This window comes from Micromonospora sp. WMMA1996 (assembly GCF_002573675.1).
Taxonomy (GTDB): Bacteria; Actinomycetota; Actinomycetes; order Mycobacteriales; family Micromonosporaceae; genus Micromonospora; species Micromonospora sediminicola.
Genome location: NZ_PDHU01000001.1, coordinates 186,463 through 209,042, shown reverse-complemented (window position 1 = coordinate 209,042; position 22,580 = coordinate 186,463). Strand labels below are relative to the sequence as shown.

Here is a 22,580-nt window from a genome sequence, read left to right as displayed (position 1 = left end):
GCCCCTCCTTACGCCTCGGCCATGGGGACGCGCACGCCGGTGCGCGCGGCGACCTCGCGGGCGTCGTCGTAGCCGGCGTCGACGTGCCGGATCACGCCCATCGCCGGGTCGTTGGTGAGCACCCGCTCGATCTTCTGCCCGGCCAGCTCGGTGCCGTCGGCCACGCAGACCTGGCCGGCGTGGATGGAGCGGCCGATCCCCACGCCGCCGCCGTGGTGGATGGACACCCAGGACGCGCCGCTGGCGGTGTTGACCAGCGCGTTGAGCAGCGGCCAGTCGGCGATCGCGTCGGAGCCGTCGGCCATCGCCTCGGTCTCCCGGTAGGGGCTGGCCACGCTGCCGCAGTCCAGGTGGTCCCGGCCGATCACCACCGGCGCGCTCAGCTCACCGGACGCGACCATCTCGTTGAACCGCACCCCGGCCCGGTCCCGTTCGCCGTAGCCGAGCCAGCAGATCCGCGCCGGCAGGCCCTGGAACGCGACCCGCTCGCCGGCCATCCGGATCCACCGGGCCAGGGAGTCGTTCTCCGGGAACAGGTCGAGGATGGCCCGGTCGGTGGCGGCGATGTCCTTCGGGTCGCCGGAGAGCGCGGCCCAGCGGAACGGGCCCTTGCCCTCGCAGAACAGCGGCCGGATGTACGCCGGCACGAAGCCGGGGAAGTCGAACGCCCGCTCGTACCCGCCGAGCTTCGCCTCGCCCCGGATCGAGTTGCCGTAGTCGAAGACCTCCGCGCCGGCGTCGAGGAAGCCGACCATCGCCTCGACGTGCCGGGCCATGGAGGCCCGCGCCCGGTCGGTGAACTCGGCCGGCTTGGCCGCCGCGTAGTCCCGCGCGTCGGCCAGATCCACCCCCTCCGGCACGTACGACAGCGGGTCGTGCGCGCTGGTCTGGTCGGTCACGACGTCGATCGCGACGCCCCGGCGCAGCAGTTCGGGGAAGACGGTGGCGGCGTTGCCGACCACACCGACGCTCAGCGCCCGCCGGTCCCGCTTCGCGGCGAGGGCCCGCTCGACCGCGTCGTCCAGCGAGTCGGCGATCTCGTCCAGGTAGCGGTCGTGCGCCCGCCGCTCCAACCGGGTCCGGTCCACGTCCACGACCAGGCAGGCGCCGCCGTTCATGGTGACCGCGAGCGGCTGCGCCCCGCCCATCCCGCCGCAGCCGGCGGTGAGCGTCAGCGTGCCGGCGAGCGACCCGCCGAACCGCTTGGCGGCGACCGCGGCGAACGTCTCGTAGGTGCCCTGGAGGATGCCCTGGGTGCCGATGTAGATCCAGGAGCCGGCGGTCATCTGCCCGTACATGGTCAGGCCGAGCGATTCGAGGCGGCGGAACTCCGGCCAGGTGGCCCAGTCGCCGACCAGGTTGGAGTTGGCCAGCAGCACCCGGGGCGCCCACTCGTGCGTGCGCATCACCCCGACCGGGCGTCCCGACTGCACCAGCATGGTCTCGTCCTCGCGCAGCTCGGTGAGCGTCCGCACCAGCGCGTGGTACGACGGCCAGTCCCGGGCCGCCTTCCCGGTGCCGCCGTAGACGACCAGGTCCTCCGGGCGCTCGGCCACCTCCGGGTCGAGGTTGTTCATCAGCATCCGCAGGGCGGCCTCCTGCGGCCACCCCTTCGCGGTGCGCGTGGTGCCCCGGGCGGCGCGGACGGGCTGGTGCATCTCGTACTCCTCTCAGCCGAGGAACAACTGGCGGCGGGCGGCGGACGACTCGAACGCCTCGAGTCGGGTCTGGGTCTCGGCCGGTGCGGCGTCGCAGATCGCCTGGAGCACCACCATGGCCAGGGTCATCGGTGCGGTGTGCAGGTCGAAGACCAGATCGGCGCCGACGGCGGCCGGCAGCACCACGTCGGCGTGGTCGGCCGCGGGGCTCACCGGGGAGTCGGTGATCGCCATCACGGTCAGCCCGGCGTCGGCGGCCTCGCGGAGCGCGTCCAGCGTCTCCCGGGGGTAGCGGGGCAGCACGAAGGCGAGCAGCGCGGTGGCGCCGGCCGCGACCGCCTGGTCGAGGCGGTCGGCGAGCAGGCTGCCGCCGTCGTCGAGGACCCGCACGTCCGGGTGCACCTTGGCGGCGAAGTACGCGAAGTACGCGGCCAGCGGCGCGCCGGCGCGCAGCCCGAGCACCGGCAGCGGGCGGCTGGCGGCGAGCATCCGGCCCACCCCGGCGATCCGGTCGGCGTCGGCCAGTTGGGCGGCGAGTCGGTCGAGGTTCTCCATCTCGGCGTGCACGGCCCGTTGCAGGGCGTTCCCGGCGGCCGGGTCCGTCGCGCCGGCGGCGGTCAGCTCCCGCAGCCGGCGGCGCAGCGCCGGATAGCCGTCGTGCCCGAGCGCCATGGCGAACCGGGTGACCGAGGGCTGGCTGACCCCGGCCAGCTCGGCCACCTCCGCCGCGGACAGGTACGCCGCCGCGCCCGCGTGCCGCACCAGGCAGTGCGCGATGCGGCGCTGGGTCGGGGTGAGGCGGACGCCGTGGAAGAGGTCGAGCAGGCGGTCGGGGCTGGACGCGCCGCTTTCATTCACGGGCTGACTCTATGCATGAAAACTTTCACCGCGCAAGGCCGCGCCGCCCACCATCCGACCGCAGGGCGGACCCGCGAGCGTGCTCTCTGTACTATCCGCACGGCGGGTGAGCAGAGGAGTGGGGCATGCAGCCGGAAGGTCCGTACAGGTTCACCGAGGTGCTGGGCGAGTGCCAGGTCGGCAGGGCCTGGGCTGCGCTCGACGGGCAGGACCGGCCGGTGACCGTGGCGACGCTCGACGGGGCGGCGGCCGGCGACCAGCGGTGGCGTGAGGCCTTCACCAACGCCGCCAACGTGCTGGCGCAGACGCCGGGCGGTCACCGCTACGTCAACGCCGACTTCACCGCGGGCCAGCCCTGGGTGGCCTATCCGTCCGAGGAGGACGGCGCCGCCGAGCGGCTGTTCGGCTCCCTCGGTATGGACTACCAGCGCACCGCCACGGCCGAGATCCTCCCGCCGCCGCCCCCGGTCTCGGCGCCGCCGCAGCCGGTCTCGTCCCCGCCCCAGCTGCCGTGGAGCCCGCAGCCGTGGGCGATGGCGCCCCAGCAGCCGGTCTCCGGTGCGCCGTCGTCCGGCGCGCCGGTGTCACCCGGCATGCCGGTCCCGGTCATCCCCGCCCAGGCCACCGCTCCCGACCCGCTCGCCTCGACCGGCGGCCCCCGGATCGCCCCGGTGGCGCGTCCGCCGCGCAGCCGGACCGGTCTCTGGATCGGCGGCGTGGTGATGGCCGCGGTGCTGGCCGGCGGCGCCGGGCTGCTCGCCGGCGGGGCGCTGGCCGACGGCGACGAGCCGTCCACCCCCTCGGCGAGTGCCTCCCCGGCGCTCTACGAGGCCACCCAGCTCTCGCTGAACAAGGCGAAGTTCGACGCCGAGCTGATGCCGCTCGCCGAGCCCTGGCTCGGCGAGGTGGGTGGGTGCGCGATCAACACCGAGAAGAGCGGCCCGGCGCTCGCCGACGGCGAGAAGCAGCACGTCTTCTGCCGCTACCTGGGCGTGTCACTGCACTTCGCGGCGTATGAGTCGGCCGAGAAGAAGGAGGCCGCCCGGGCCTTCCGCCAGCAGATGGGCATCATCGGCCGTGCGCTCGCCCCGGGCATGCGGGAGGCCGCGCAGGCCACCGGCGGGGTCAGCGGCGCCACCGGCAACTACGTCGAGTACGCCGGCAACGGCCAGGACGGCCGCCCGGTCTGCGGCATCTGGTGGGGCCGGGACGACAAGGTCGCCGCGATCTACATGGAGACCCCGTGCGGGGCGGGCCTCGGCGGCAACTGGGACGCGCTCCGCGACCTCTGGCAGCGGCACAGCTAACGGACGGCCGCGCCGTTCGGCGGCGGCACCAGGCACACGTCGGTCCCCTTGGTGGCGCCGGCGACCAGGTCGAAGCGGACCACCCGGGCACCGCCGAACGGCCGCTCGGCGACGGCGACGCCACCGCCGCCGAGCCGGACGATGACGTCCCGGTTCGCCACGTCGGCCCAGTCGGTCGCCTGGAAGAGCCAGACCCGCGAGCGTCCCGCCAGCAGTGTCGACACCGTCCTCCCCGGACAGCCGCCGGGGCCGGCCGCCACCACGTACGCGTCCGCCGGGGGCCCGTACCAGGACTGGGCGTTCCACGAGACGGTGGTGGCCAGCACCAGGTCGCCCGGACGCCGTTGGGCGTCCAGATAGTCGAGCGCGGTGCGGTAGTCGGCCGCGTTGGCGCCGCCGCCCTGGGCGAAGGCCCGCGCCGGATGCACCGTCGCCACCAACACGGTGGCCAGCTGCGGCACCGCCAGGGCCAGCAGCAGCACCACCCCGACCACCCAGCGGACGCGAGCTGGCATCCCGGCCCGGACCTCCGGCGGCGCGGCGGCCAGCGCGGCGAGCACCAGGCAGGCCGGCACCGCGTAGAGCGCCAGGCGGCCGTTGAACGGGTAGACCGACACCGCCGCCCCGGCGAGCCCGGCCGCGAGCGGAGTGAGCAGGACCAGCACCGCGACGGCGGAGAGCCGGCGCAGGCCCGCGGCCGCGCCGAGCACCAGCAGCGGTACGACGACGAACGCGGACCAGGCCACGAACGGCACCGTCGCCAGGCTGCGGTAGGTCGCGACGATCCAGTCCACGGTGGCCGGCAGGTCGGTCAAGGGGTGGGCCGGATAGATCGACTTACCCTGCCAGTAGGCGGCGAGCTGCTGGTCCGCCAGCCCGGGCGCCAGGAACAGGACGTAGACCACCAGCGCCACCGCGGCCCAGGCCGGCGCCGGGGCGAGGAACCGACCCAGGTCCCGCCACCGCTGGGCCGGCAGTCGGCCCGGCCGGGTCAGCGTCCGCGCGACCAGCAGCACGCCGAGCGTGCCGGCGACCGGGATGGACAGCGTGCTGAAGACGGCCGCGACCGCCGCGACGGACCAGAACAGGGCCGCACCGGCCCAGCTCGGCACACCCTGGGACAGCAGCAGCGCCAGCCCGACCACCAGCGTCACGAAGAAGGCCTCGGCGCTGTACTGCTTCAGCTCGTTCGAGTAGCCGATCAGGAACGGGGCGACCGCGACGAGCAGCAGCGCCGTCAGTCCGGCCAGCGGCGGCAGGAGTCGTCGCCCGATCCCGGCCACCAGCGGCAGCAGCGCCAGCCCGAACAGCAGCGGGACGAGCCGCAGGGACCGTTCGGAGTCGCCGAGGTGCTCGAGGGAGAACCGTTCCAGCCACAGCCAACCGGGCGGCGCCGACTGGCTGAACGCCAGCGGCTGCAACAGGTCCAGGTAGCCACGCTCGCGCACGTTGTGCGCCACGTACAGCTCGTCGCTCCAGAAACTGCGCGCGAAGCCCCACTGCCGGATCCGCAGCCCGGCGCCGAAGGCCACGAGCAGGCCGGCGACCGGCCAGTAGGGCGACCGGCTGACCCGGTCCCACCCGGAGGCGGCGAACGCCGCCGGTCGGGGCGCCGTCGCCGGCGCCGGTGACCCGGGCGCCACCGCGGGGGGGAACGCCGGCAGCGGGCGTGTCACGGACACGGCGAGACCGTATCAAAGCAGCGTTCGCGTCAGCGGCCCCGCGCGCCCGGCCCCGCGCCCTCCGGCGGATCGGCCACGGTGGACGGCACCAGCGACCCGATCATCCGTGCCGCCCGCTGGTGCCGGCGGGCCGGACGCGGTAGGCCCACCAGGAACTCGGGGAACATGCCGAAGAAGGTCCGGGCGCTGCGCAGCTCCAGCGTGTGTGCCCGCGACCAGCGCAACGAGTTCGTCGCCCGGGCCCAGTGGTGGGTCCACCGCACGTCGCCGAGCAGCGCGACCGGCAGCCCGTGCCGCCAGGCGCGCAGACCCAGCTCGTGGTCCTCGTAGTAGAGGAAGAACCGCTCGTTCCACCCGCCCAGCGCGGTCACGTCCGTGGTCCGGCCCGCCACCGCGGCCCCCATCAGCCAGGCGACGTGGACCACCTCGCCGGGACCGGCCGCCATCCGGTAGGACGCGTGCAGGCGGGACAGCGGCCACACCCTGCGGTTGCCCAGCTTCGCGGTGGCGTACGGGAATCCGCGACCGTTCGCCTGCGGCGTGCCGTCGGCGCCGAGCAGTTGCGGCCCGACCAGTCCGCCGTGCGTGTCCAGGTGCCGGGCCAGCGCGTCCAGGCCAGCCGGGCGCACCTCCAGGTCCGGGTTGGCGAACAACACGTAGCGGCCCGCCGCCTGGCGCAGCGCCACGTTGTTGGCACGGGAGAAGCCGACGTTCTCCGGCAACCGGATCACCCGCGCGCCCAGCTCCTCGGCGACGGCCGCCGAGTCGTCGGCGGAGGCGTTGTCGACCACCAGCCACTCGTACGGCTTCCCGCCGGACCAGCAGCGACGCAGCGTCTCCGCCGAGTTGTAGGTGACCGTCACCACGGTCCACACCGGTCCCGCCATCACGCCCTCCGAGCGGTCAGGTAGCCGAGCAGCGACCCGAAACCGAACCGGCGGCCGGTCCACCGCCGCCGCGCCCCCGGCCCTTCGACCAGTCCGCGCCCGACGCCCCGCAGGAACGGCCGCAGCAGGCCCTGTCGGACCCGGCGGGCGGCCAACGCGACGTGCGCCAGCGCGAGCACCGGCACCGCGACCAGCAGCAACGGCCAGGTGAACGTGCGCGCCGCCACCAGCAGCCGGTTGCGTGCCAGCAGGAAGGCCCGGAACCCCTGCAACCGGTCGTCGCCGTCCACGCTGTGCCCGCCGGCGTGCCGCAGCACCAGGTCCAGCCCGCGCGTGCGCAGACCGGCGGCGTAGAGCCGGAACGCCAGGTCGGCGTCCTCACCCCAGGCGAACAGGTGCTCGCAGAATCCGCCGAACCGGCGGTACAGCGCGGTCGGGAAGACCGCCGCCCCGCCGGACGGGCCCAGCGGCGCCCGGGCCACCGTCGCCGGGCGGTCGATGAAGAGCGACACCGGGTTCAGGTCGATGCCGACGTACTCGCCGCCGTGCATGGCGAGGCCGACCGCGAGCGGGGTGTCCGGGTGCTCGGCCGCGGCGGCACAGATCCGGGCCAGCGCGTCGTCGGATAGCCACACGTCCGGGTTCAGCAGCAGGACGTGGCTCGTGCCGACCGCCTCCACCGCCCGGTTGCACCCGGCGGCGAAGCCCGGGTTGCCGTCGTCGGGCAGGTGGGCGTAGCGGTCGGCGGGCAGCTGGGCGGCGACGACGTCGGCGCACCCGTCGGTCGGCCAGTTGTCCGCGAAGACGAATCGCACCGGCAGGTCGCCGGCACTGCGTACCCAGGTCGGCAGCGTCTCGGCCAGCATGCCGGCGGACCGGTACAGGACCGTGACCACCGTCAGCCCGTCGAACGACGTCCCGCTCACGCCGCGGTCCTCCCCAGCCGGTGCAGGATCCACAGACCGGGCACCAGGCTCAGCCAGGTCGGATAGATCAACGGATACAGCTCGTAGACGCCGAACAGGGCGAAGTAGACGACGAAGGCCCTGGCCAACTGCCCGGCCGGAGCCGCCGAGAACTCGAACCACCGTTCCGTCGCGCCGACCGCCAGGCCGAGCGCGAGCAGGAAGAACACCGCGCCGAGCGGCCCGTAGTCGAGCAGCGGGATGGCCACGAAAGTCGCGGTGTTCATCAGGTACGGCTGGCTGAGCTGTGAGGTCAACCCGTACAGGTCCGCCTTGCCGACGATCGGTTCGACCCGGGAGCCGAGGAACGTCAGCGAGTATGTGCCGTACCGGGGGTCCAGGTGCTCCCGCTGCGACCAGACCCGGCCGAACGTCTCGGTGGAGGAACTGAGGGACAGGTCGAGCGAGCCGGCGCTGCTGGTCAACGCGTTGCTGCCGTAACGGGCCCGGAACTCGGTCTCGAACGCGCCGGTGCCGGCCATGGTGCGCTGCCCACCGAGGAACACCGCCGCGCCGAGCGCCACGGCGCCGATCAGGAGCACCACCGGCGTCCGCGCGGCCAGGAACCTCGCGGCCCGCCCCCGGGTACGCCGCACCGACAGCGCGGCGATCAGCGCCGGCGCGATGCCCACCAGCACCGAGTTCTTGCTCGCGCCGAGCGCGGCGCCGACGGTGAAGACCGCCGTGAGCGCGTAGTAGACCGGCAGCGCCCGCCGCTGCCCGGACAGCGCCCGCAGCAGCGAGATGCCCATCCCGAGCGTCCACGCCTCGGAGAGCAGACCGATGACCAGGTTGGACTGTTCGCGGAGTACCTGCCGGGCAGCGTCCGGGTTGTCGGCGAGCAGCGGCGGCACGGTGCCCCGGAAACGGACCGCCGCGGTCGCCGCCGCGACACCGAGCAGCACGAGCAGGTAGGTCAGCAGGCGCCGCTCGGACGGCCAGGTCAGCTCCGGCCGGGCCCGCGCGCCGACGTCGTCCTGCCGATCGACCAACCGCCGCCCGGCCGCCCAGGCCAGCAGGAAGACGGTCACGTAGCCGGCCAGCACCGGCAGCACCCCGCGACCGGCCCAGGAGTCGTACGGGCCGGGCAGCACGCGCACGGCGGTCAGCGCGGCGGTCCAGACGGCGGCGCACGCGGCCAACGCCCACATCCGGCTACGCGCGGCCAGCAGCGCGCCGACGGCCAGCGCGATCGTGACCGCGATCCCGGCGTCCCAGGTCGACACGAGCAGGACCACCCCGAGCGCGAACGGGATCCCGACCGACCAGAGCCGTCGCTCAGCGGGTGTCATGGGCCACCGCTCGGTAGAGGTCGATCCAGGTGTCCACACAGCCGGCGAAGGAGTGCCGGGCGGTGTACTCCCGGGCCAGTGCGTGGCGTCGCTCGTCCCACGCGCCCGGCTGGGTGGCCGTGCGTACCGCGGAGGCCAACGCCGGCGCGGTCAGCTCGGCCCGGTAGGCGAGCACGCCGTCGCCGGCCGCGGTGACCTCGGCCAGACCGCCGACCCCGGAGTGCACCACGGGCACGCCGAGCGACATCGCCTCCAGCGCGCTGCGCCCGAACGCCTCCACCCGGGACGGCACCAGCAGGCAGTGCACCCTCCGGAGGAAGTCGGCCGCGTCCACCCGGCCGATCAGGTGCAGGTTGGGCCGTGCGGCCAGCCGCGTGGTGCCGGCGCCGGCGACGAGGAACTCGACGTCGGGCAGTGCGGTCGCCACGTCGGGGAGCAGGTCGGCCCCCTTCTCCCGTTCCAGCCGGCCGAGGAAGCCGACGCGGACCGGACCGTCCGGCGCGGGGTCCGGTCCGTCGGCCGCGTCCGGCCAGATCGCGGGGAGCGGGTTCGGGATCACGTGCACATCCCGGACCTTCCCGCGTACCCGAAGTTCCCGCGCCTCGAAGGCGGAGACCGCCACGGTCGCGTGCGGCCGGAGCCGACGCAGCATCAGGTCGGTGCTGATGTTGGCCTGCACCGCGGCCCTGGCCCGCAGCGACCCGGCCGCGTCGCGGTACTGCCAGAGGCTGTTGTGCAACGTCACCACCAGCGGGGTGCGCCGGCCGCGCAGACCCAGCCCGGCGCGGGCGTGCATCGCGGCGGAGAGGAGGTGCGCGCTCACCACGTCCGGCCGCAGCTCGTCGACGAGCGCCCGGATCCGTCGCGCGTAGTCGAGGTCGACCCGCCTGGCGGCGCCGAGCGGCAGCCACCGCACGCCCGCCGCCCGCAACGCCTCCGCCACCTCGTCGTCCGGGGTGGCGGCCACCACCTCGACACCCCGGGCGGCCAGCGCCGGCAGCATCTCGACCAGGAAGCGCTCCGCGCCGCCGAGCTGCCGCCGGCCGGAACCCCCCGTGGTGCAGACGAACAGCACCCTCATCGGGCACCCATGCCCTCGAGGGCGCCCCGCGCGACCGCCCGCCGGGCCGCGCCGCCGCCGACGGCGGCGCGCGCGAGCACCCCGACGGTGTACGCGGAACAGGCGACCGTGCCACGCCAGCCGGCCAGTTCGCGGCTGGCCCGGATGAACTCCCGGGTCTGCCGTCGGGCGATCTCCTCCGCGGCCCACCGGCGCTTCGCGCTCGCGTCGTCCTCGTGCGTGACCACGGCCTCCGGCAGGTACGCCAGGCGCAGCCCCAGCCGACGCACGGCCCAGCACAGTCGCAGGTCCTCGGAGTAGAAGAACGACGACTCGTCCACCCCGCCGATCCGGTCCAGCGTCTCCCGCCGGATCGCCACGAACGGCCCGGAGAGCCAGTCCCCCCGCTCCGGCGGGGCCACGATCCGCAGCTTCGGGAAGACGAGGCTGAGCCCGGTGGCGTGGGCCATCCCGGTGCCCACGGTCAGGAACCGGCCGGCGGCGGTCTGGTCCCGACCGGTGGCGTCCAGCACCTTCGGGAACGCCGCGCCGACCGTCGGGTCGTCGAGCGAGGCGGTCAACCGCTCGATCGCGCCCGGCCGTACCAGGATGTCGTTGTTGGACAGGACCACCCGGGAGCGGGTGCTGTGCCGGACGCCGAGGTTCATGCCCCGGGCGTAGCCGAGGTTCGTCTCCGACCGGACGTACCGGGCGCCGGTCTCGGCGCACATGGCCCGCAGCGCTTCGCTGATCGCGGTGGCGCTGCCGTTGTCGACGACGACGGCTTCCACGCCGGCCGGCAACGAACGGACACAGCCGTCGGTGCGCTCGAAGTCTTCCCAGGTCAGAACAACGATTGAGACGTCCACCGCTTAGGCCATCCGATTGACGAGTGCCGGCGTGGACCGGTGCAGGCGCTGTCGTGTCCGGAGCGCGTACACGAAGTAGGCGACCGACGAGGCGACCGCCGCGCCGACGGCGCCGGCCCACGGGATGAGGAGAACGTACAGCACGACCGACACGGACATGGTGACGAGGGCGACGGCCGTGGTCGCCCCCTCGCCGCTGCGCTTGAGCAGCGCCGCGCTCCACGTCTTGCCGGCCGACAGCGCCAGTGTCCCGGGCAGCAGGAGCAGCCCGAAGACCCATGCGTTCCGGTAGTCCGGGGACAGCACCCCGAGGACCGCCAGGCCGACGACGGCGAGCGCGGCGATCGGGAACGCACCCTTGACGACCTCGCGACCGTGGTCACCGACGGCGGCCGGGTCGCGTTCGGCCAGGATCCGCTGCGCCCGCACCACGGCGCCCGACTGCGCGAACTCCAGCGCCGCCACGGCCAGCGCGAACACGCCGAGCGGACCCGCGCCGGCGAACCGGGCCACCAGCACCTGACCCAACCGGTACGTCAGCATCTGCGCGCACACTCCGACATGCAGGCGGCCCACCGCGAGCAGGTCCGCCCGGTACTCCTGTCGCCCGGCCGTTGCCGCCGCCACCGGCCCGGACCGCCGCGCCCAGGCCAGTACCGCCACGCCCAGCACGGCCGCGGTGCCGACCTGCACCCCCAGCCACAGCTCGCTCCACAGTCCACCGTCGAGCCGCCGGCCCAGCCAGAGCAGCCCGTAGCCCGCCACCAGCACCGCGCCGCCGAGGGCACGCATGGCGTAGACGAACCAGAACCGGCGCAGCCGCAGACCCAGCGAGGCGGCGGTGTTGAAGACGGTGAGGGCGCAGCCGGCCGCGATGGCCACCGGGTGGCTGCCCAGACCGGCCGCCGTGGTCAGCGCCGCCGCCGCGAGCGCCGTGAGACCGAGTGACACGGCGAGAATGCCGGCGATCCACCCCCGGCCCCGGGACATGATCCAGCCGGCCGGGCGGGAGAGCAGGAAGGTGTCGACGGAGAGACCGCCGAGCGCGGCACCCACCGTGGCGCTCACCATGTTCGCGGCGAGTTCCCCCCGCTCCGCCGCCGGCAGGGTCACCGACACCAGCGCGGCGAGCCCGGTCAGGCCGAGGGCGACGAGGTAGAGACGCTCGGGGGAGACGAGACGCCGCGCCAGGTCCACCACGGTCCTCCCCCAGGATGCGCGGATGTGCGGGCACGACGAGTCCACGTCGCCGGCCTGTTCTACCCGACCGGAGCGGCCCTCCGCAATCGCCGGCGACCGGGGTACGGCTCGGGCCGGCCGGTTCCGGGCCGACCGGTAGGCTCACGCCTCGTGGACCTGGCCCGCTACCGCGACGTGATCGGCCGGCGGTGGACGATCGTGGTGGCGCTCGCGTTGCTGGGCGGCGTCGTCACCGGAGTTCCGGCCGCGCGCCGGGACCCCGTCTACCGCGCCGAGACGCAGCTGCTCGTCACGTTCGCGGCCGAGGGAGCCGCCCCGCCGCAGCCCCGCCCGTCCGCGCCGGAGGCCGGCCGGCTCATGCAACGGCGGGTGAAGACGTACGCCACCATGATGAACACGCCCCGGCTCACCCGCCCGGTGATCGACTCACTCCGCCTGCCGTACACCACCGACGACCTCGCCACGCGCGTCGTGGCGTCGTCCACGGTGGACGCGCTGGCGATCGACGTGGCCGTCACCGACCGGTCGGGTACGACGGCCGCGGCGATCGCCGACGCGCTCGCCACCGAGCTGCAACGGATCGCCCGGCGTGACCTGCCCCCCGCCGGGCTGGGGCTGAAGGCCCAGGTCGCCGTGGTCCGGCCCGCCGTCGCGCCGCAGCGCCCGGAACCGGTGTGGTGGCCGCTGCACACGCTCGGCGGCGCGTTCGGCGGGCTCGCGATCGGCCTCGGGGTCGCGCTGGTGCTCGGCTACCGCCGCGCCGGCACGCCGGTCGGCGCGGATCTGCGTACCGTCTGGGCGGCGGTGCGGCGGCGTCCGGTCGCTTCCGGGCCGGACGTGCACGGGCCGGACGTGGACGGACCGGACGTGGACGGACCGGACGTGAACGGGCCGGACGTGAACGGGCCGGACGTGAACGGGCCGGAGTCGGACGGGCCGGAGCCGGACGGCGATGCCGACGACTTCCCGCCCGGCGTCGACCCGTCGGCGTCCGACGGCGACCGGCCCGACCCGGTTCGGCCGACGCCCGGCGGAGCGTCCGTGGCCACCTCGCCGCCGCCCGGCGAGGAGCCGGATCAGGACGACGGGCGGGTGGCCAGCCCGGCGGTGAAGGCGCGGCAGGTGCCGTAGTCGGGCAGCAGGCCCGCGTCGCGTGCCTCGGCCAGGCTGGGCGCGGCCGCGTCCCGGTCGGAGAGCAGCGGTGTCCCCGCCGGCCAGTCGATCGCCAGTTCCGGGTCGAGGGGGTGCACGGCACGCTCGATGGTCGGGTTGTAGGTGGTGGAGCAGAGATAGCTCAGCGTGGCGTCGTCGGTCAGCGCGCAGAAGCCGTGCCCCAGGCCCTCGCCGAGATAGACCGCCCGCCGGTCGACGTCGTCCAGGCGCACCGCCTCCCACCGGCCGAAGGTCGGCGAGCCCACCCGGACGTCCACGATCACGTCGACGACGGCCCCGCGTACGCAGGTCACGTACTTCGCCTGGCCGGGCGGTACGTCGGCGAAGTGGATGCCGCGCACCACCCCCGCGCGGAGACCGAGAGGTTGCCCTGCGCCAGCCGCAGCGGGTGCCCGACCGCGTCGGCGAGGTGGTCGAACCGGTACCACTCCAGGAACAATCCGCGGGAGTCGCCGTGTTGCCGGGGCGTGATCTCCCAGGCGCCCTCGATGCCCAACGGCCGGACCTTCACGAGCCGCTCCCCACGGTCGACCCCTCGGCCAGCAGCCCGAGCAGGTATTCGCCGTATCCACTGCGGGTCAGCGGGTGGGCCAGCGTCCGCAGCCGGTCGTCGTCGATCAGGCCGGACCGCCAGACCACCTCCTCGACGCAGCCGATCTTCATGCCCTGCCGTTCCTCGATCACCCGGACGAACTCGGCGGCCTGCATCATCGAGGTGAACGTGCCGGTGTCCAGCCAGGCCGTGCCCCGGTCCAGCACGGTTACCGACAGCTCGCCCCACTCGCGGTAGGTCTCGTTCACCGCCGTGATCTCCAACTCGCCCCGGGTGCTGGGGGTGAGCTTGCGGGCGATGTCGACCACCCGGTTGTCGTAGAAGTAGAGGCCGGGCACCGCGTACCGGGACCGGGGCCGGGCCGGCTTCTCCTCGATCGACAGCACCCGGCCGGCCGCGTCGAACTCCACCACGCCGTAGTCGCCCGGGTTGGCGACCGGATAGGCGAAGACGCGGGCGCCGGCCGGGTCGCCGTGCTGCGCGAGCTGCCGGCCGAGCCCGACGCCGTGGAAGATGTTGTCGCCCAGGATCAGGGCGACCGCCTCGTCGCCGATGAAGTCCGCGCCGAGCAGGAACGCCTGCGCGATGCCCTCCGGGCGGGCCTGCTCGGCGTACTCCAGCCGCAGTCCCCACTGGGCGCCGTCGCCGAGCAGCCGCTCGAACTGGGCCCGGTCGTCCGGCGTCGTGATGATCAGAATGTCCCGCACGCCGGCCATCACCAGCGTGGAGAGCGGGTAGTAGACCATCGGCTTGTCGAACACCGGCATCAGTTGCTTGGACACGGCCCGGGTGATCGGCCAGAGCCGGGAGCCGGTGCCGCCGGCGAGCAGGATTCCACGCACCCGCGGAGGGTACCGGTCACGGCGCGTCGCGCGGGTGCCCGTCGTCGGCCCCGGCCTGCGCCGCGGCTTCGCGTAGACTCCCGGTCCCGTGAGGATCCTCGTCACCGGCGGCGCCGGCTTCATCGGGTCGGAGTACGTGCGGATGCTGCTGGGCGTGCCCGGCGGCGACGCGGCCGGGGTGGCGGACCTGGCGCCCGCCGGGGTGACCGTGCTGGACAAGCTCACCTACTCCGGCAACCCGGCCAACCTCGCGCCGGTGCGCGACGACCCCCGGCTGCGCTTCGTGCAGGGCGACATCTGCGACCCGGTGACGGTCGACGCGGTGGTGCCCGGGCACGACGTGCTCGTCCACTTCGCCGCCGAGTCGCACGTGGACCGGTCCATCACCGGGGCCGCGCCGTTCGTCACCACCAACGTGCTGGGCACCCAGACCCTGCTCGACGCCGCGCTGCGCCACGGGACCCGGCGCTTCGTGCACGTCTCCACCGACGAGGTCTACGGCTCGATCGACTCCGGCTCCTGGACCGAGGACTGGCCGCTGGCGCCGAACTCCCCGTACTCGGCCTCGAAGGCCGGCTCGGACCTGCTGGCGCTGGCCTACCACCGCACCCACGGCCTGGACGTGGTGGTCACCCGCTGCTCCAACAACTACGGGCCCTACCAGTACCCGGAGAAGGTCGTCCCGCTCTTCGTCACCAACCTGCTCGACGGCGGCACCGTGCCGCTCTACGGCGACGGCGGCAACGTCCGGGACTGGCTGCACGTGCACGACCACTGCCGGGGCATCGCGCTGGTGCAGGAGAAGGGGCGGGCCGGCGAGGTCTACCACATCGGCGGCGGCACCGAGCTGACCAACCGGGACCTCACCGCCCGGCTGCTCGCCGCGTGCGGCGCCGACTGGGACCGGGTCGTGCCGGTGACCGACCGCAAGGGCCACGACCGCCGCTACTCGCTGGACATCACCAGGATCAACACAGAGCTGGGGTACGCCCCGAGCATCGACCTCGACCGGGGCCTGGCGGAGACGGTGCGGTGGTACCGGGACAACCGGGCCTGGTGGGAGCCGCTGAAGACGGCGACCCGCGGGTGAGCCGGCTGCTCGTCACCGGCGCGGGCGGGATGCTCGGACGGGACCTGCTGGCCGTGCTGCGCACCCGCCCGGACCTCACCGTCACCGCCGCCACCCGCGCCGACCTCGACGTCACCGACGAGCGGGCGGTGCGGGCGGCGGTCGCCGGCCACGACGTGGTGCTCAACGCCGCGGCGTGGACCGATGTGGACGGCGCCGAGACCCGGGAGCCGGCGGCCACGGCGGTCAACGGCGCGGCGGTCGCCCACCTGGCCCGGGCCTGCGCCCTGGCCGGGGCCCGGATGGTGCACGTCTCCACCGACTACGTGTTCCCCGGCGACGCCACCGAGCCCTACCCGGAGGACGCGCCGACCGGCCCGGTGAACGCGTACGGGCGCGGCAAGCTCGCCGGTGAGCGGGCGGTGGCCCGGCTGCTGCCGGAGACCGGGTACGTGGTGCGCACCGCCTGGCTCTACAGCACCTCGGGCCGCAACTTCGTCACCACCGTGCTGCGGCTGGCCGCCGAGCGCGACCACCTCGACGTGGTCGACGACCAACGGGGGCAGCCGACCTGGTCGTACCGGCTCGCCGAGCGGCTCGTCGCGCTGGCCGACGCGGCGCTGGCCGGCGACGCGGCGCCGGGGACCTACCACGGCACCGCCGCCGGCGAGACCACCTGGTACGGGCTGGCCCGCGCGGTGTTCGCCCTGCGCGGCCTGGACCCGGACCGGATCCGCCCGACCATCAGCGACCGTTTCCCGCGCCCGGCGCCCCGTCCCCGCTACAGCGTGCTGGCCCACGGCCGGTGGGCCGCCGCGAAGCTGCCGCCACCGGGGCAGTGGCACGCCGACCTGACCGAGGCGCTGGCTCACTGACCGCCGTCGGGCCTCAGCGACCGCCGCCCCGGAAGACCTCCGCCACGGTACGCAGAACGATCTTGATGTCGAGCCAGAGCGACCAGTTCTCCACGTAGTAGTTGTCGAACCGGGCGCGGTCCGAGATCGGCGTGTCCCCGCGCAGGCCGCTGACCTGTGCCAGGCCGGTGAGCCCCACCGGGACGCGGTGGCGCATCGCGTAGGTGGGGTACTCCACGGAGAACTTCTCCACGAAGTAGGGCCGCTCGGGCCGTGGCCCCACCACGCTCATCTCGCCGCGCAGGATGTTCCACAGCTGGGGCAGCTCGTCCAGCGAGGTGCGCCGCAGGAACCGGCCGATCGGTCCGACCCGCCGGTCGTGCGCGATCGACCAGGTGGTCTGCGACTCGTGCTCGTCGGCGGGACGCATGGTGCGGAACTTGACGACCTGGAACGGCTCGCCGTAGCGGCCGATCCGCTCCTGCCGGAAGAAGATCCCGCGCCCGCCGTCGAGGAACGTGGCGAGCGCGCAGAGCAGCAGCAGCGGGCTCAGCAGGATCAGCGCGACCACCGCGAAGAGCACGTCGGAGGCGCGCTTGACCCACCACCGTGGACCGCTCAGCGTGGTGTCGCCGATCTTGACGATCGGGATGGCCCCGATGTGGTCCGGGTGGCCGCCCTGGGACCGGGAGCCCCACAGCCGCGGCACCGCCCACAGGTCGCAGCGGGAACTCGCCGGTCGGAGCAGCGCCTCCATCAGGTCGGACTCGGAGCAGTCCGGGTCGGCGATGACCAGGACCTCGCACTCCACCATCGTGACCAGCTTCTCGACGTCGTCGATGGTCCCGATGAGCGGCAGCGCGCCCAGGCGCGGCCGCGACGGCGCGTCCACCGCGCCCACGAACCGCAGCCCGTACTGCGGGTAGCGGCGCAGCAGCCGGGCGAGTTCCGCGCCGATCGGGCCGCCGCCGACGACGATCGCGTTGTGCTCCACCCAGCGCCGCCGCCGGGCGAGCAGCACGATCCGCGAGTTGACCGCCCGGCCGATCACCACCAGCCCGGCGGAGAGCGCGAGGCCGCGCATGAAACCGCCGAGGTAGACCACCGAGTCGTGGCGCAGCGCGGCGATGATGGCCACCACCGCGCCGGCGGCGAGCAGGCGCCCGCCGAGACTGGGCAGCTCGTCCAGGATGCTGATGTGCCGGCGGGGTCGGTAGAGCCCGCCGGTGGCGAGCAGCCCTACGGTGAGCGCCGCGTTGGACAGCGTCCCGCGCCAGTAGTCCTGGGTCAGCAGCAGCGGTGCGAGCAGCGCGGCGACGTCGATGGGCGCGGTCACCATCCAGGCCCGCAACCGCCGGGTACGCGTCGAGGCCCGGGTGCCGGCGTACGGCAGCACCGTGGTCGTGTCCATACTGCCGGTCATCGATGTGACGCCCGGCGGCTGCGCGGCCGGATGCTCGTACGCCGGTAGGCGTGGCATGGTGGATCCTCCCCCGTGACGCCCCGGTCCTCTGCCGACAGACCCGGGGCGATCGCAGGATATGAGCGGCCCCGCCCGCCCGCCAGAGCCGCCACGGCAGTTCGACGTCCTACTTTCCGCTGACCGCCAGGATGTCCGGGACCGAGTCCCGGCGGACCGCGTCGAACAACGTCTTCGACCGGACCGGGTCCGGGAACACCACGCTCTCGCTGCCGACCCGGCCCGTCCCCTTCACCGGGCAGGTGAAGAACGTCAGGTTGCCGCTGCGCAGGCCACGCATTTCCATCGCCAGGTCCACCAGGGACAGTGACTTGTCGACCGCCACGGAGTTCGACGTGGCCCGGACGAACGAGTTGAGCTTGGCCGGGTTGGTCAGCACGCCGCCGGAGGCCGCCTTGTCCAGGATCGCCTTGATCACCTGCTGCTGGTGGCGGATGCGCGCGAAGTCGCCGTCCGGGAAGGCGTGCCGCTCCCGCGCGTAGTCCAGCGCGGCGGCGCCGTCCATGGTCTGCCGGCCCTGCTTGAAGGTCCGGGTGCCGATCAGCGAGTACTTCGTGGTGAAGCCCTTCTCCACGTCGATCTCGACGCCGCCGAGCGCGTCGATGATCTCCTTGAAGGCGGCGAAGTCCACCATGGCCACGTTGTCGACCCGGACCCCGCTGAACTTCTCCACGGTCTGCACCATCAGCGGCACGCCGCCCCAGGCGTACGCGGCGTTGATCTTCGCGTCGCGACCGCCCCGGCCCTCCCTGGACTTCGGCACCGCCGTCCAGGTGTCCCGGGGAATCGAGATGAGCTGTGCGCTGGACCGGTCCTTCGGCAGGTGGGCCAGGATGATGGTGTCGCTGCGCGACCCGCCGGTGCTCTCCGGATCGCGGGAGTCGCTGCCCAGGATCATGATGTTCATCGCGCCCTTGGCCGCGACCGGCGGCCGGGACGCCTCGGGCACGCCTTCGAACGCGTCCACCCGTTCGATCGACTTGTCGACCGACCGGTAGTAGAGCCCGCCGGCCAGGGCGCCACCCCCACCCAGCAGCACGACGACGAGCAGCAGGATCAGCGCGATCCGCAGGCCCCGGCGACGCCGGGGCGTCTTCTCCTCCGGGCCGTCCGGCTCCACGTCGGACGTCGCGGGGTGGGTGTCGGAACCGGCGAGGGGCTGGCGATCGGACATGCCCGGGATGCTACTGATTCGCGTTCCGCCGCGGTGACCCTCATCCGGACGGCCGATGCCCACCGGCCCGGCCGGCCCGGCGCTCCCCACCGGACCGACGTCGCCCCGGGCGGGCCTTGTCGCCGGACCGTGGAGGATAGATGATGGCCGAAACGAGACGTCGACCGAGGAGTCGAGATGCAGGTGATCCACCAGCCACGGGTGGCGTGGGACACCGCCCGGGTGATCGGCGGCGCGTTCCACGACGACCGGCTGTTCGACTGGCTCCGGCACGAGTTCGACGCCCTGTTCGGCGCCGCCGCCGGGGAGGCGCTCGCGGAGAGTCGCGAGCGGGTCCGCCACGCCGGTGACGCCCGAGTGTCGGTCGAGACCGGCCTGTGGCGGGTCCGGCTGGAGGACGCGTTGCGGCAGCGCCCGGAGTTCGCTGGCGACCTCGCCGGGATCACCTCGGTCGCCCGCGCCCACCGGCCTTAGCTTTCGCTTAGCCCGCTTGTCCGCCGACCGGCCGGTCCGGCAGCATCGACCGGCGTGACCGACGGCAGCGCGCCCCACCCACCGATCCCCGCCGGCGCCGAGCGCCCGCCCGCCGTGCCCGGCCGCCGCCGTGCCCCGGCCCGGGCCCGCCGCCGGCTCGCCGCGGCCGGCCTGGCCGCGCTCGCCGCCGTGGTCGCGGTGACCCTCGCGGTACGCGGCGGCGCCGCCCCCGCCTGCGCCGCCCCGCCGGTCGGTGCCGCCCCGCACACCGGGAAGGCCACCTTCTACGACTCGAAGGGCGCCGGCGGCAACTGCTCCCGGCCCGCCGCGCCCACCAACCGGCTCTACGTCGCGCTTGGCCCGAGCGAGTACGCGGCCGGCGCGTCCTGCGGCGGCTTCCTCGACGTCACCGGCCCGCGCGGCACCGTCCGGGTGCTCGTCATGGACCAGTGCCCGGAGTGCGCGCCCGGTCACCTCGACCTCTCCGCCGAGGCGTTCGCCCGGATCGCCGACCCCGTGCAGGGTGTCGTCCGGGTCACCTACCGGGCGGTGGTTGACCCGGCGCTGCCCGGCCCGCTCACCTTCCGGATCAAGGAAGGCGCCTCCCAGTGGTGGTTCGCCGTCCTCGTCGGCGACCACGGCAACCCGCTGCGCTCGGTCGAGGTCCGGCAGAACGGGTCGTGGCGGGCGGCGGACCGGGAGGACTACAACTACTGGCTGATCCCCTCCGGCGCCGGCCCCGGCCCGTACACGATCCGGGTCACCGACGTGTACGGCCACCGCGCGACCGCCACCGGCATCCGGATGGCGCCGGGTCAGGTGCAGCGCAGCACGGTCCGGATGTACGGCGCGGGTGCCGTCACGACCACCCGGCCGGCGAAGCCGTCCCGCTCCCCGTCCGTCCGCCCCACCAGCGCGTCCCCGTCTCCGCCCCCGTCATCCCCGTCCGCGCCCACCCCATCCACGCCCACGCCCGTCGTGGAGGCCGCCGCCCCTGGCGCGTGCGCCTGACCTTCGTCGATCACGGAGTTGTGGCGCCTCGGATGTCGGATCAGTGGACTTTGTCAGGTGCCACGACTGCATGATCGACGGATCCGGGGCGCGCGGGGAGGTCGAGCCACATGAGGATCTCGTCACGGGAGTCGGTGGGGGACAGGCGGAGCGCGGCGGGCAGGCGACCGATCTCCCGGTAGCCGAGGCGCCGGTAGAAGCGGTCCAGGCCGAGACCGTCGCGGACGGTCACGTGCAACGCCTCCACGCCCAGGGCGCGGGCGACCCGCTCGGCCTCGCGCATCAACGCCGCGCCGTGGCCGCGTCCCTGGGTGTCGGGGTGCACCATGACCCGCTTGAGCACCCGCCAGTGCGTCTTCAGGTGGAACCGGTTGTCCACCACCACCAGGACGGCGACGAGCCGCTCGCCCTCGTAGCCGACCAGCAGCCGGTCCGGCCCGTCGGCGACCTCGGCGAGCGTCGACTCGGCGACCGGCCGCACCTCGGCCTCGGTGACCGGGGCGACGAAGCCGACCGCGCCGCCGGCGTTGGTCACGTCCACCCACAGGTCGACGAGCTGTTCGCACAGGTCAGGCGTGAGGTCGGGGTCGAGTACGAAGCGCAGGTCCACGTCGCCATCCTGCGGGACGGCACCCGTGGATCGGGGTAGTTCGTGATCCTCGCGACAGGCCTTCGTGGCGCCGACGGTCACCGGCTGAGGTGGGACCGCACGGAGTGCAGCCATCTGAGCTCGCGGGAGACGTGTTCGAGCGCCTCGGCGGCTTCCGCCGCGTCCACGGGAGCGTGCTTGATCCGCTCGGCGGTGAGCAGCCGGCTCTGTTGCAGCGCGGCCACCATGACGGACCGGTCGACAGGGCCGTACGCGCCGACGAACAGCCACAGGCGTGCGGCGATGTCCGGTACGGGGTCGAACCCGGCGGCGCGGAGCTGTTCCGGCGGCGCGAGCGGCACGAACTCCCACGCCGCCGCGGCCAGGTCGACCAGGGGATCGACCGGGCCGGCGGCGTCCCAGTCGATGAATCCGACCGGCACGCCGCTCCGGTAGACGGTGTTCCACGGCCCGAGATCGCCGTGCGAGACGAGCTCACCCTGCCGCGGGGGATGCGGGACGAAGCGATACTCCGTGCTGGTCGGTCGGAAGCCACGCGCGGCGTCGTGGAGTTGACGCACCAGAGCCGCGGTGGCGACCAGGGCGGCCTCGGACCGGGCGTAGGCCGGCAGCCGCTGCACCGTCCCCGGCCGCCAGTCCGGGTCGACCGGCACGTCGCCGTCGATGAAGGTGAGGACCTCGCGGTGTCCTTCGAGTCCGAGGAACCGCGGCGCCCCGTCGAATCCCGCAGCCTCCAGGTGCCGTAGGTATTCGTGCACGGCTCCGGACCAGGGGCCGGTGGGCCGTAGGACCTGTCCTCCGCGTCGGCCGATGCCCTGCGTCATCCGGCCCGCCTGAAGCGGGACCTCACTCCCGGGAAAGGGCCGCTCAGGACTCACCCGGGAAGGATAGGCGTCGACCATGGTCAGAGGCGGCGGATGACCAGCCCTGGCTTGACGTCCGCGGCGGCCGAAAGATGCGCGATGTCCTCCGGATCGCTGGTGAAGACGATCGCGCCGTACGCCAGAGCAATGGTGACGACGCTGGCGTTGACCACGTCACGGGTGCCGGCCTTCCCGCACAGGACGCCCGCCGACTTCGACAGTTCAAGGCCGACCGGGACGACCTCACAGCTGTGCAGGAACCGGCCGAGCTGCACCTGACGGCGTGCGTCGCGCCACGCCTGGCCGACCACGACGGAGGGGATGATCAGGCGTCGCCCCTCTTCGAGAGCCAGGTGGTGGATCGCCCAGATCCGCCGATCGTTGCTGTCGATGGCGAGCAGAACCCCGGCGTCGTAGACATAGGGGATGTTCACGCGGCTGCCTGACCAGGCGCGCTGAGCGCCTGAGCGTCGGCGGCGGCCATCTCCGCGCGCGCCGCAGCAATCTCCTCCACGGTGAACGCACCGTGTTCGGCTTGCCAGTCGGCGACCAGTCGCCGCCCGACCCGCCGCCGCAGCTCACTCTCCGCCGCGCTGGCGACCAGCCGTGACAGTGGGATGCCATCTTCCCGGGCCGCCGTGCCAAGCGCCTCCACCAACTCCTCGGGGAGGGTAACCGTGACCTTCTTCACCGCCATAC

General features: G+C 74.0%; 22 protein-coding genes and 1 pseudogene. 6 read left to right on the top strand and 17 right to left on the bottom strand.

The features are described from left to right. Nucleotides 1–8: 8 nt before the first annotated feature. Nucleotides 9–1,658, bottom strand: coding sequence for a urocanate hydratase (gene hutU / locus COO58_RS01020; RefSeq protein WP_098743465.1), 1,650 nt, complete (start codon nt 1,656–1,658; stop codon nt 9–11). Nucleotides 1,659–1,670: 12 nt separating this feature from the next. After that, a complete protein-coding gene (locus COO58_RS01015; RefSeq protein ID WP_098743464.1) occupies nt 1,671–2,516 on the bottom strand; it encodes a MurR/RpiR family transcriptional regulator in 846 nt (281 codons plus the stop codon). A gap of 125 nt (nt 2,517–2,641) precedes the next feature. Here COO58_RS01015 and COO58_RS01010 point away from each other — a divergent pair, with 125 nt between their 5' ends. Further along, a complete protein-coding gene (locus COO58_RS01010) occupies nt 2,642–3,823 on the top strand; it encodes a hypothetical protein (protein WP_091580978.1) in 1,182 nt (393 codons plus the stop codon). On the opposite strand, the gene COO58_RS01005 is transcribed toward COO58_RS01010, so the two are convergent. From COO58_RS01005 to COO58_RS00975, 7 genes are read right to left on the bottom strand one after another with little or no spacing between them, the layout of a single operon-like run. Then, the gene (locus tag COO58_RS01005; RefSeq protein ID WP_176558713.1) at nt 3,820–5,505 is read right to left on the bottom strand and encodes a glycosyltransferase family 39 protein; all 1,686 of its coding nucleotides are present in this window, start codon (nt 5,503–5,505) and stop codon (nt 3,820–3,822) included. The two genes, COO58_RS01010 and COO58_RS01005, sit on opposite strands and share 4 nt — an antisense overlap. A gap of 29 nt (nt 5,506–5,534) precedes the next feature. Then, on the bottom strand, nt 5,535–6,392 hold the full coding sequence (locus tag COO58_RS01000) for a glycosyltransferase (protein WP_098743462.1): 858 nt from the start codon (nt 6,390–6,392) through the stop codon (nt 5,535–5,537). Beyond that, complete coding sequence (locus COO58_RS00995; RefSeq protein WP_255292496.1) at nt 6,392–7,318, bottom strand: glycosyltransferase family 2 protein; 927 nt, start codon at nt 7,316–7,318, stop codon at nt 6,392–6,394. The genes COO58_RS01000 and COO58_RS00995 overlap by 1 nt, the downstream gene beginning before the upstream one ends. After that, on the bottom strand, nt 7,315–8,649 hold the full coding sequence (locus COO58_RS00990) for a hypothetical protein (protein ID WP_098743461.1): 1,335 nt from the start codon (nt 8,647–8,649) through the stop codon (nt 7,315–7,317). Before COO58_RS00990 ends, COO58_RS00995 begins: the two co-directional genes overlap by 4 nt. Continuing rightward, a complete protein-coding gene (locus COO58_RS00985; protein WP_098743459.1) occupies nt 8,636–9,730 on the bottom strand; it encodes a glycosyltransferase family 4 protein in 1,095 nt (364 codons plus the stop codon). The genes COO58_RS00990 and COO58_RS00985 overlap by 14 nt, the downstream gene beginning before the upstream one ends. Continuing rightward, the gene (locus COO58_RS00980) at nt 9,727–10,578 is read right to left on the bottom strand and encodes a glycosyltransferase (protein ID WP_098743457.1); all 852 of its coding nucleotides are present in this window, start codon (nt 10,576–10,578) and stop codon (nt 9,727–9,729) included. Before COO58_RS00980 ends, COO58_RS00985 begins: the two co-directional genes overlap by 4 nt. Nucleotides 10,579–10,581: 3 nt before the next feature. After that, nucleotides 10,582–11,775 carry a hypothetical protein gene (locus tag COO58_RS00975; RefSeq protein ID WP_245666849.1) on the bottom strand — a complete coding sequence of 398 codons (1,194 nt, stop codon included), beginning with the start codon at nt 11,773–11,775 and terminating at the stop codon, nt 10,582–10,584. A gap of 153 nt (nt 11,776–11,928) precedes the next feature. Here COO58_RS00975 and COO58_RS00970 point away from each other — a divergent pair, with 153 nt between their 5' ends. Continuing rightward, on the top strand, nt 11,929–12,909 hold the full coding sequence (locus COO58_RS00970) for a YveK family protein (protein ID WP_098743456.1): 981 nt from the start codon (nt 11,929–11,931) through the stop codon (nt 12,907–12,909). On the opposite strand, the pseudogene COO58_RS00965 reads toward COO58_RS00970, so the two are convergent. Together COO58_RS00965 and rfbA are read right to left on the bottom strand one after the other, a co-directional pair. Next, a pseudogene (locus tag COO58_RS00965) lies at nt 12,855–13,462 on the bottom strand (dTDP-4-dehydrorhamnose 3,5-epimerase family protein). The gene COO58_RS00970 and the pseudogene COO58_RS00965 sit on opposite strands and share 55 nt — an antisense overlap. Then, a complete protein-coding gene (rfbA, locus tag COO58_RS00960; RefSeq protein WP_098743454.1) occupies nt 13,459–14,346 on the bottom strand; it encodes a glucose-1-phosphate thymidylyltransferase RfbA in 888 nt (295 codons plus the stop codon). The pseudogene COO58_RS00965 and the gene rfbA overlap by 4 nt, the downstream one beginning before the upstream one ends. An 88-nt stretch (nt 14,347–14,434) precedes the next feature. Here rfbA and rfbB point away from each other — a divergent pair, with 88 nt between their 5' ends. Both rfbB and rfbD read left to right on the top strand, forming a co-directional pair. Then, nucleotides 14,435–15,436 (top strand): dTDP-glucose 4,6-dehydratase, encoded by a 1,002-nt coding sequence (gene rfbB, locus COO58_RS00955; protein WP_098743453.1) that lies wholly within the window; start codon nt 14,435–14,437, stop codon nt 15,434–15,436. Then, the gene (rfbD, locus tag COO58_RS00950; RefSeq protein ID WP_098743451.1) at nt 15,433–16,290 is read left to right on the top strand and encodes a dTDP-4-dehydrorhamnose reductase; all 858 of its coding nucleotides are present in this window, start codon (nt 15,433–15,435) and stop codon (nt 16,288–16,290) included. The genes rfbB and rfbD overlap by 4 nt, the downstream gene beginning before the upstream one ends. A 13-nt stretch (nt 16,291–16,303) precedes the next feature. Here rfbD and COO58_RS00945 read toward each other — a convergent pair whose 3' ends face one another. Together COO58_RS00945 and COO58_RS00940 are read right to left on the bottom strand one after the other, a co-directional pair. Further along, the gene (locus tag COO58_RS00945; RefSeq protein WP_091580942.1) at nt 16,304–17,749 is read right to left on the bottom strand and encodes a sugar transferase; all 1,446 of its coding nucleotides are present in this window, start codon (nt 17,747–17,749) and stop codon (nt 16,304–16,306) included. Between the two features lie 109 nt (nt 17,750–17,858). Continuing rightward, nucleotides 17,859–18,923 (bottom strand): LCP family protein, encoded by a 1,065-nt coding sequence (locus COO58_RS00940; RefSeq protein ID WP_091580939.1) that lies wholly within the window; start codon nt 18,921–18,923, stop codon nt 17,859–17,861. A 177-nt stretch (nt 18,924–19,100) separates the two neighbouring features. On the opposite strand from COO58_RS00940, the gene COO58_RS00935 reads away from it, so the two are divergent. After that, nucleotides 19,101–19,397 (top strand): hypothetical protein, encoded by a 297-nt coding sequence (locus tag COO58_RS00935; protein ID WP_091580936.1) that lies wholly within the window; start codon nt 19,101–19,103, stop codon nt 19,395–19,397. A gap of 54 nt (nt 19,398–19,451) precedes the next feature. Next, nucleotides 19,452–20,408 (top strand): expansin EXLX1 family cellulose-binding protein, encoded by a 957-nt coding sequence (locus COO58_RS00930; RefSeq protein ID WP_098743450.1) that lies wholly within the window; start codon nt 19,452–19,454, stop codon nt 20,406–20,408. Between the two features lie 40 nt (nt 20,409–20,448). Here the strand turns inward: COO58_RS00930 and COO58_RS00925 are convergent, their stop codons facing one another. The 4 genes from COO58_RS00925 to COO58_RS00910 all read right to left on the bottom strand — a co-directional run bounded on the left by COO58_RS00925 (nt 20,449) and on the right by COO58_RS00910 (nt 22,578). Further along, entirely contained in the window at nt 20,449–21,018 is a 570-nt protein-coding gene (locus tag COO58_RS00925; protein ID WP_098743448.1) for a GNAT family N-acetyltransferase, read from the bottom strand. Between the two features lie 77 nt (nt 21,019–21,095). Further along, complete coding sequence (locus COO58_RS00920; RefSeq protein WP_176558712.1) at nt 21,096–21,776, bottom strand: phosphotransferase; 681 nt, start codon at nt 21,774–21,776, stop codon at nt 21,096–21,098. Between the two features lie 146 nt (nt 21,777–21,922). After that, complete coding sequence (locus COO58_RS00915; protein ID WP_098743445.1) at nt 21,923–22,315, bottom strand: type II toxin-antitoxin system VapC family toxin; 393 nt, start codon at nt 22,313–22,315, stop codon at nt 21,923–21,925. Then, entirely contained in the window at nt 22,312–22,578 is a 267-nt protein-coding gene (locus COO58_RS00910; RefSeq protein WP_091580914.1) for a hypothetical protein, read from the bottom strand. The genes COO58_RS00915 and COO58_RS00910 overlap by 4 nt, the downstream gene beginning before the upstream one ends. Nucleotides 22,579–22,580 lie beyond the last annotated feature (2 nt).

Bases quoted from the DNA above. Each gene is read 5' to 3' on its own strand.
- COO58_RS00985 (WP_098743459.1), bottom strand. From the start codon at position 9,730: ATGAGGGTGCTGTTCGTCTGCACCACGGGGGGTTCCGGCCGGCGGCAG.
- COO58_RS00990 (WP_098743461.1), bottom strand. From the start codon at position 8,649: ATGACACCCGCTGAGCGACGGCTCTGGTCGGTCGGGATCCCGTTCGCG.
- COO58_RS00945 (WP_091580942.1), bottom strand. From the start codon at position 17,749: ATGCCACGCCTACCGGCGTACGAGCATCCGGCCGCGCAGCCGCCGGGC.
- COO58_RS00935 (WP_091580936.1), top strand. From the start codon at position 19,101: ATGCAGGTGATCCACCAGCCACGGGTGGCGTGGGACACCGCCCGGGTG.
- COO58_RS00910 (WP_091580914.1), bottom strand. From the start codon at position 22,578: ATGGCGGTGAAGAAGGTCACGGTTACCCTCCCCGAGGAGTTGGTGGAG.
- COO58_RS00940 (WP_091580939.1), bottom strand. From the start codon at position 18,923: ATGTCCGATCGCCAGCCCCTCGCCGGTTCCGACACCCACCCCGCGACG.
- COO58_RS01010 (WP_091580978.1), top strand. From the start codon at position 2,642: ATGCAGCCGGAAGGTCCGTACAGGTTCACCGAGGTGCTGGGCGAGTGC.
- hutU (WP_098743465.1), bottom strand. From the start codon at position 1,658: ATGCACCAGCCCGTCCGCGCCGCCCGGGGCACCACGCGCACCGCGAAG.
- COO58_RS01000 (WP_098743462.1), bottom strand. From the start codon at position 6,392: ATGGCGGGACCGGTGTGGACCGTGGTGACGGTCACCTACAACTCGGCG.